Genomic DNA, 7,317 nt, shown 5'->3' on the forward strand with positions numbered 1-7,317 from the left:
CGGCAGCAATTGGCCTGCGCAACACCCCAAAATCAAGCGGTTCTTCGAAGTGTCCAACTGCCCCCTTCGGCTGATGAAGGGAAAGACAGATGACGAATGGGATCACAGAGGTTTCCGCACGGACATTGGCTGTGCGGGGAGAGGATATGCTGCCGCCTGATGAGGTGGCCGCGATGGTGCGGCTGCATGAGCTTGGCTGGGGCGCGAAGCGGCTGTCAAAGGAGTTTGGCTGCGCGCGCAACACGGTTCGGCGTTATCTTCGCGCTGGCGGTGTCGTTCCGTTTACGAAGACCGAGCGCAAGACGGCGTTCGACGGTCTCGACGAGTGGCTGCGCGAGCGCTTCTTCCGGCATGGCGGCAATGCCGATGTCGTGCGTCAGGAACTGGCGAGCGAGCACGGGATCGTGATCGGCCTACGCTCGGTGGAACTGCGGGTTCAGCGCTGGCGACGCGAGCTGCGGGCACAGAAGCGGGCGACGGTGCGCTTCGAGACGCGGCCCGGGCATCAGTTGCAGATCGACTTCGGCGAGGTCCGGGTGTGGATCGGCGACGAGCGTCTGCGCGTGCATCTGTTCGTGGCGACGCTGGGCTACTCGCGGCGGATGCATGTCCAGCCCTCGATCCGGGAGCGCCAGGTGGACTGGTTCGAGGGAATGGAGGGCGCGTTCCTGCGGTTCGGCGGCGTGCCGGCGGAAGTCCTGTTCGACAACGCCAGGGCGCTGGTCGAGCATCACGATGCGGCCACGCGCGAGGTGCGGTTCAATGCCCGGCTCCACGCCTTTGCGCGGTATTGGGGCTTCAGCCCAAGAGCCTGTGCGCCATACCGTGCCCGCACCAAGGGCAAGGACGAGCGTGGCGTCGGATATGTGAAGCGCAATGCAGTCGCGGGTCGCCGCTTTGTGAGTTGGGGTGCCTTCGTCGCGCATCTCGAGCAGTGGAACCGCGAGATCGCCGACGTGCGCGTCCACGGCACGACGGGCGAGCTGCCGCTGGTTCGCTTTGCCGGCGAAGCTGCCGCTCTTCGCCCGCTCGGCGGCCGGGCTCCGTTCGGGCAACTACGCGACCTGATCCGCAAGGTGCGCCCCGACTGCGCCATCGACCTCGATACCAACAGCTACTCGGTGCCCTGGCGCCTGGTCGGTGAGACCGTGCAGGTCGTGGTTCTCGCCGGCCGCGTCATCGTGCGCCACGCCGGCGAGGTCGTGGCCGACCATGCCGTGTGCGACGGGCGCCGACAGCGGATCATCGATCGGACGCATCTGGCAGGCCTGGTGGGCACCGGAATGTTCCGCGTGACGGCGCCGCCGCCCACACCGCCACCGGCCTTGCTGCGGCCGCTTGCCGAATACGAGGCGCTGGTCGGAGGAGGCTGGTGATGACGGCGATCGATCATGAGGCGCTGGTGGCCATGCTGGACCGGCTCAAGCTATCGGCGATCCGGGACCAGCTCGATACGCTGCTCGACGAAGCGGCACGCTCGAAGATGACACTGCGTGAAGCGTTGGCGTTCTTCGTTGGCCGGGAGATCGCGCGGCGCGACGAGCGCCGGATATCGATGGCAAGCAAGATCGCGCAGTTCCCATACGTGCGCGAACTTGCCGGCTTCGAGTTCGACGCGCAGCCTTCGCTCGATCCGGGCCAAATCCGGGAACTGGCGACGTGCCGGTGGATCGCGCATGGCGATACGACGCTGTTCCTGGGACCTCCCGGAACCGGCAAGACGCATCTTGCGGTAGCTCTGGGGCGCGAAGCGATCCGGCAGAACTACTCGGTCCAGTTCGTCACCGCGGCGACGCTGGTGGCGATGCTGGCGAAGGCCCATGACGACGGGACGCTCGACAAGCAGCTGACCCTGCTTGCCCGGCCCAAGCTGCTGATCATCGATGAACTGGGCTATCTGCCGTTCGAGGCCAATGCCGCGCACCTGTTCTTCCAGCTGGTCTCACGCCGCTACGAAAAGGGATCGATCCTGATCACATCCAACCGCTCGGTCGGGGAATGGGGCGGCGTGTTCGGCGATCCGGTGGTCGCCACCGCGATCCTGGACCGGTTGCTTCACCACTCCACCGTGGTGACCATCCGCGGTGACAGCTACCGACTTCGCGAAAAGCGTAGGTCCGGCCTTCTGCAGAAGGCCGGACCTACGCTTGAGCCCACCGAAACCACCGCGCAATGAACGGGGGTCAGTTCTTCACTTCGCCCAGGGGGTCAAATCCTCGGTTCGGTTGACACAAGGCCCAGATAGCTCATGAGCTGCCTCGGATTCTCGAAGCGCGTCACGTCGCCGACCTCCGCGGCGAAGGTGACGGCGACGATCAGATCCACACCACGCAGGGCCTGCAGGCTGCGCACGAGGGGCTCGAGGGACCAGCCTGGCAGGAACTCCTCGATCGCCGCTTCGATACGTTTGATCCACTCGCTGGCCAGCCGCAGCGCATCGACCATCTCCTGTAGGGCGATCTGGTGCGCCGGATGGTCGAACCTCTGCTCCTGCAGCCACCGCAGATACCGCATCGACCAAGCCTTCTTCCGCGGGAAAATCCTGCCATGCTTGAGCATGAACGACGTGATGTGCTGGCGATGGACGCGTTGCGTCTCGACAGCTGCTGAGCGGCCGCGAACCAGATCGCGCATTGCTTCATGGCTTTCGTCCGGCACCCATACCGCGGTAAGCTCGCCCGCGCGCAACAGTCGAGCCAATCCGATCGCATCCCGGCGGTTGGTCTTCACCTGATCGCCTGGGCGCCGTGGAATGAGCGAGGGTGCAACGACCGTGCATTCCAGACCCATCGACTTGATCAGACGATGAAGTCCGTATCCCGTCGGCCCTGCCTCATAGCAAAAGGTGATACTTTCGTGCTTCGCGGCAAGCCGCTTCACCAAGCGACGCATGCTTGCCTCGTCGGCATCGAACTCGCCCAGATACCTCACTTCGCCCATGCGCCCGCCGTCGGCGACGGCTACAGCGTTGCGCAGCTTTGCTACATCAATGCCTACAAATGCCTCTCTCTGCTCGACCATGACACCTTCTCCGCGATGGCGAAGGCTCGGCACTTGCGCCGCCCTCGTCACCACAGTGTAAGCGTAGGGTCGCCCTCAGTCGCTCAGCGGACATACGGTCTTACCATTGGTCCACGGGTGCTTCGGCTTGGTCGTGCGATGATCGATATCATTGCGGGCGCAGGCGAGTTCGAATGCATGCGCCCGGAAGAGCTCGCCATTGGCGATCGCCTCTCGAATCAGCGGCACCGCCGAGCCGCCGGCACCGGGTGTGGTGAAGTGGCTGCCATTGTCGGTGAGCACGGTATGGATCTTGGTAACCGTCCGGCGGGCCCCGCCTTGTCGATGAGGTGAGCGGCCAGTCTTAAGTGCGCTCTTAAGAGTGCGCTTAGGAGCGGTTGATAGGGCAGATCACGGTGTTTTCCGGGCCGGAGCGGCGTCGCCGTTGGAGTGAGGATGAACGGCTGGAGATCCTGAACGAGGCCTTCGCACCTGGTGCCTGCGTTGCGGAGGTCGCGCGGCGGCGCGATGTGTCGACCGCGCTGGTCTACACTTGGCGGCGTAAATTGCGCGATGCTCACTCCGAGCCAGAACCGGATGATTTGGCGGTTCCTGGCTTCGCGGCGGCGGTGATGATCGAGGATGTGGACATCGCTCCTTCCGGCCAGCAACCCGCGATCGTCATCGAACTGGCGCGCGGCAAGCGGATCAGCATCTTTGCCTCGGCCTCCCCGGCGCTGGTGGCCTCTGCTTTGAAGGCGCTGCGATGATCCCTTCGGGAGCCCGGGTATGGATCGCCATGGGGCACACCGATATGCGCAAGGGGATGCAGGGACTGGCCTTGCTGGTTCAGCAGGGCCTCAAGCGCGATCCGCATGGCGGCGATCTGTTCGTGTTCCGCGGGCGGGCAGGGTCGCTGGTGAAGCTGATCTGGCACGATGGGATCGGCATGTCGCTCTACGCCAAGCGGCTCGAGAAGGGTCGGTTCGTCTGGCCATCGGCGAAGGACGGGATGGTGTCGCTGACAGCCTCGCAACTCGCCTGCCTGCTCGACGGGATCGACTGGCGGAACCCGCAGTATTCCTGGCGTCCGCAGAGCGCTGGATAAGGCGGTCGTTTTCCTCACTACCCGCGCATTTTGCGCTTCATTTGGGCGGGTTTCTGTGATTCCATCGCGGCTATGGAAGCCGTCGTGTCGCCCCTTCCTGACGATATTGAAGCGCTCAAGGCGCTGCTGGCGAGCGCGATCCAGCGGGCCGATGAGGCCGAGGCCAGGCTCGCCAATGCCCATGCCCGAGGGAGCGCCACCGAGGCCGTGATCGCGCACCTCAAGCTGCAGATCGCCAAGCTCAAGCGCGAGCAGTACGGTGCCAGTGCCGAGCGCACCCGCCGGCTTCTCGACCAGATGGAGTTGCAGCTCGAGGATCTCGAGGCCGACGCCACCCAGGACGATCTGGCTGCTGAGGTCGCGGCCGAGAAGACCGCTACGGTCACCGCCTTCGAGCGCAGGCGGCCGGCTAGGAAGCCGTTTCCCGAACACCTGCCGCGCGAGCGGGTCGTCGTGCCGGCGCCGTGCTCTTGCCCTGCCTGTGGTGGCAGCCGGCTGTCGAAGCTGGGCGAGGACGTCACCGAGACGCTCGAGGTGATCCCGCGCGCCTGGAAGGTCATCCAGACCGTCCGCGAGAAGTTCTACTGCCGGGACTGCGAGAGGATCACACAGCCGCCAGCGCGCTTCCACGTCGTGCCGCGTGGCTGGGCTGGTCCCAGCTTCCTCGCCATGCTGCTGTTCGAGAAGTACGGCCAGCACCAGCCGCTCAACCGCCAGGCTGAGCGCTTCGCACGTGAAGGCGTGCCGCTCAGCACCTCGACGCTTGCCGATCAGGTCGGTGCCGCTGCCTTTGCGCTGATGCCGCTGTATCGGCTCATCGAGGCGCACGTTCTCGCCGCCGAGCGTTTGCATGGCGACGATACCACCGTGCCTGTCATGGCCAAGGTCAAGACCGATACGGCCCGATTGTGGGTCTACGTGCGCGATGATCGGCCCTTCGCCGGCGCGGATCCGCCCGCTGCCCTGTTCCACTACTCGCGCGATCGGCGAGGCGACCATCCAAGCGCGCATCTCGTGTCGTGGTCAGGGATACTGCAGGCCGATGCTTATGGCGGCTACGGCGAGTTGTACGCTTCAGGTCGCATGCCTTCGCCCGTGCTCGAGGCCGGCTGCTTTGCCCACGCCCGGCGCAAGTTCTTCGAACTGGCCGATGTCGCCAGCGCTGCTCGCAAGAAGAGCCGCGGGGAGCATGCCGGCATGATCTACTCGATCGCGCTCGAGGCCGTGCAGCGGATCGATGCCCTGTTCGTTCTCGAGCGCAGCATCAACGGCAAGGACCCGGCCGAGCGGCTCGCTGTGCGCCAGGAACTGAGTGCGCCGCTCATGACCGAGCTGCACGCCTGGCTCACCGCCCAGCTCGCGAGGCTCTCACGCAACCACGATCTCGCCAAGGCTATCAACTACATGCTCCGCCGTTGGGATGCCTTCACCCGCTTCCTCGACGACGGTCGGGTCTGCCTGACAAACAATGCCGCCGAACGCTCTCTGCGCTGCGTGCCTCTTGGCCGGAAGGCCTGGCTGTTCTGCGGATCCGATCGTGGCGGTCAACGTGCAGCCGTCCTCTACACACTGATCCAGACCGCAAAGCTCAACGATGTCGATCCGCAGGCCTGGCTCGCCGATGTCCTCGCTCGCATCGCCGAGCATCCGGCACGCAAACTCGACGAACTGCTGCCTTGGAACTGGCAGCAAGCACGGCGCTCGATCACCAACTGATCCGACCTGCGCCGCGGCCCTCACCGGATGGATACGGATCTTGTATGGAACTGCGGCGATCAGGCGGTGGAGGAAGTCGCGGGCGGTCGCAGTCTTGGCTGTCTCGTGCAGTTCGACGAAGGCGAACTTGCTGGTCCGGTCGATCGCCACGAACATATGCAGCTTGCCCTGCTCGCTCCGGACCTCGGCAATATCGATGTGGAAGTAGCCGATGGGATAGGAGCGGAACTTGCTCCGCTTGGGCTTGTCTCCTTCGACTTCCGGCAACCGCGAGATGTCGTGGCGCTGGAGGCATCGGTGCAGCGATGATCGCGTCAGTTGCGGGATTGTCGCCTGCAGAGCATAAAGGCAATCATCCAGCGGCAACAGCGTGTGTCGGCGAAAGGCGACGATAATCGCTTCTTGCTCAATCGACAGCACGATCCATCTCGGATCCTTCGGTCCGGTCTTGTGGTCGCCTAAGGATCGGCGTTGACGCCACTTCGCCACAGTCTTCGGGTTGATACCGTGACGCTTGGCCAGGGCCATCAGGCTCTCCTGACTATCTTGTATTGCTCGACGGACTGCCGCTGTCGTGCGGGCGCTCCCGTGCAAAACCTACCCCACAGTGCTTCCTTCCATTCCTAGCCGAATAATGCAACATCAAATCCCGGGACCAAACATCTAATGCCTTCATTTACCGGCAGGCGCTGGCCCCGGTGATGCGGAAGTTGCAGGCGGCGGTGACGCGGTGATGGCAGCTATCGGCGGCTCTTGACGATGGCGGGCACGCCGACCGCGATGCTCATGGGTGGCACATCCCGTATGACCACCGCATTGGCTCCGATCACGGCATGATCGCCGATGGCGACCTTGCCAATGATCTTGGCTCCCGCGCCGATATCGACATGGTTGCCAATATGCGGTGCTGCCGCGAGGTCGGTGGTGTCCTTGATACCGAGCGTGACGCCTTGGCGTATCACGCAATCATCGCCGATCACCGAGGCGCCATGGATAATGATCGAACCGAAATGCTCGATCCGGAGGCGGCGGCCGATGGTAGCGCTTTCGGGTATCATGATGCCGGTGATGATCTCGATCCATTTGCCCAGGATGCGGTTGAGCACATACCAGAGCTGCCGGATGACCGGGATCCGGCACGCGAGGCGCCGGTGCGAGAAACGATAGACCAGCAGCGCCCAGAAGCCCTGCGACAGGATCCCTTCCTGCTGGGCGCGGTAATCCTCGACAATTCGTGAAACCATGTTACTCCCCTGTGAGCATGATCGTGCGGAATCATGCCCCGGCGGGATCAGTCGTGCCCCCGCCCTCACATCTGTTTGGTCCCGGCGTTCGATGGTGCGGATCTAACCGACCTGTCCCCCGCTGGTCCTGCGGTCATAACGAGAGTCCGCCGGTTTGTGTACTGCTACCCGACCTCGGACCGCCCGCGTTTAGGAGACCTGTGTACGGGTGGGCGTCGAGCGCTGGAAAGTGCTGAATTTTGGCCTGTC

6 protein-coding genes and 3 pseudogenes are annotated in these 7,317 nt (G+C 64.1%); 5 read left to right on the plus strand and 4 right to left on the minus strand.

The window, feature by feature from the left end:
- Positions 1–89: 89 nt before the first annotated feature.
- Both istA and istB read left to right on the plus strand, forming a co-directional pair.
- A complete protein-coding gene (istA, locus tag IP83_RS19240) occupies positions 90–1,376 on the plus strand; it encodes an IS21 family transposase (RefSeq protein ID WP_054123857.1) in 1,287 nt (428 codons plus the stop codon).
- On the plus strand, positions 1,376–2,176 hold the full coding sequence (istB, locus tag IP83_RS19245) for an IS21-like element helper ATPase IstB (protein ID WP_054123858.1): 801 nt from the start codon (positions 1,376–1,378) through the stop codon (positions 2,174–2,176). Before istA ends, istB begins: the two co-directional genes overlap by 1 nt.
- A gap of 44 nt (positions 2,177–2,220) precedes the next feature.
- Here the strand turns inward: istB and IP83_RS19250 are convergent.
- A pseudogene (locus tag IP83_RS19250) lies at positions 2,221–3,021 on the minus strand (IS110 family transposase); the annotation flags it as partial.
- Between the two features lie 99 nt (positions 3,022–3,120).
- Positions 3,121–3,315 (minus strand): annotated as a pseudogene (locus IP83_RS19255) (IS481 family transposase); the annotation flags it as partial.
- 83 nt (positions 3,316–3,398) lie between these two features.
- On the opposite strand from IP83_RS19255, the gene IP83_RS19260 reads away from it, so the two are divergent.
- The 3 genes from IP83_RS19260 (at position 3,399) to IP83_RS19270 (ending at position 5,824) form a co-directional block, all read left to right on the plus strand.
- On the plus strand, positions 3,399–3,770 hold the full coding sequence (locus IP83_RS19260) for a transposase (protein WP_231625140.1): 372 nt from the start codon (positions 3,399–3,401) through the stop codon (positions 3,768–3,770).
- Entirely contained in the window at positions 3,767–4,108 is a 342-nt protein-coding gene (gene tnpB, locus IP83_RS19265; RefSeq protein WP_036524680.1) for an IS66 family insertion sequence element accessory protein TnpB, read from the plus strand. The genes IP83_RS19260 and tnpB overlap by 4 nt, the downstream gene beginning before the upstream one ends.
- A 72-nt stretch (positions 4,109–4,180) precedes the next feature.
- Positions 4,181–5,824, plus strand: a complete 1,644-nt coding sequence (locus tag IP83_RS19270) for an IS66 family transposase (RefSeq protein WP_054123860.1) — start codon at positions 4,181–4,183, stop codon at positions 5,822–5,824.
- A gap of 36 nt (positions 5,825–5,860) precedes the next feature.
- On the opposite strand, the pseudogene IP83_RS19760 reads toward IP83_RS19270, so the two are convergent.
- Together IP83_RS19760 and IP83_RS19280 are read right to left on the minus strand one after the other, a co-directional pair.
- Positions 5,861–6,352 (minus strand): annotated as a pseudogene (locus IP83_RS19760) (IS481 family transposase); the annotation flags it as partial.
- A gap of 212 nt (positions 6,353–6,564) precedes the next feature.
- Positions 6,565–7,068: a serine O-acetyltransferase gene (locus IP83_RS19280; RefSeq protein WP_054123862.1), complete on the minus strand. Its 504-nt coding sequence runs from the start codon at positions 7,066–7,068 to the stop codon at positions 6,565–6,567.
- Positions 7,069–7,317 lie beyond the last annotated feature (249 nt).

The sequence above is a fragment of the Novosphingobium sp. AAP93 genome, from assembly GCF_001296055.1.
Lineage (GTDB): Bacteria > Pseudomonadota > Alphaproteobacteria > Sphingomonadales > Sphingomonadaceae > Novosphingobium.

What these genes read in the sequence shown, in the direction of transcription:
- istA (WP_054123857.1), top strand. Translation starts at nt 90, where the DNA reads ATGACGAATGGGATCACAGAGGTTTCCGCACGGACATTGGCTGTGCGG.
- istB (WP_054123858.1), top strand. Translation starts at nt 1,376, where the DNA reads ATGACGGCGATCGATCATGAGGCGCTGGTGGCCATGCTGGACCGGCTC.
- tnpB (WP_036524680.1), top strand. Translation starts at nt 3,767, where the DNA reads ATGATCCCTTCGGGAGCCCGGGTATGGATCGCCATGGGGCACACCGAT.
- IP83_RS19270 (WP_054123860.1), top strand. Translation starts at nt 4,181, where the DNA reads ATGGAAGCCGTCGTGTCGCCCCTTCCTGACGATATTGAAGCGCTCAAG.
- IP83_RS19280 (WP_054123862.1), bottom strand. Translation starts at nt 7,068, where the DNA reads ATGGTTTCACGAATTGTCGAGGATTACCGCGCCCAGCAGGAAGGGATC.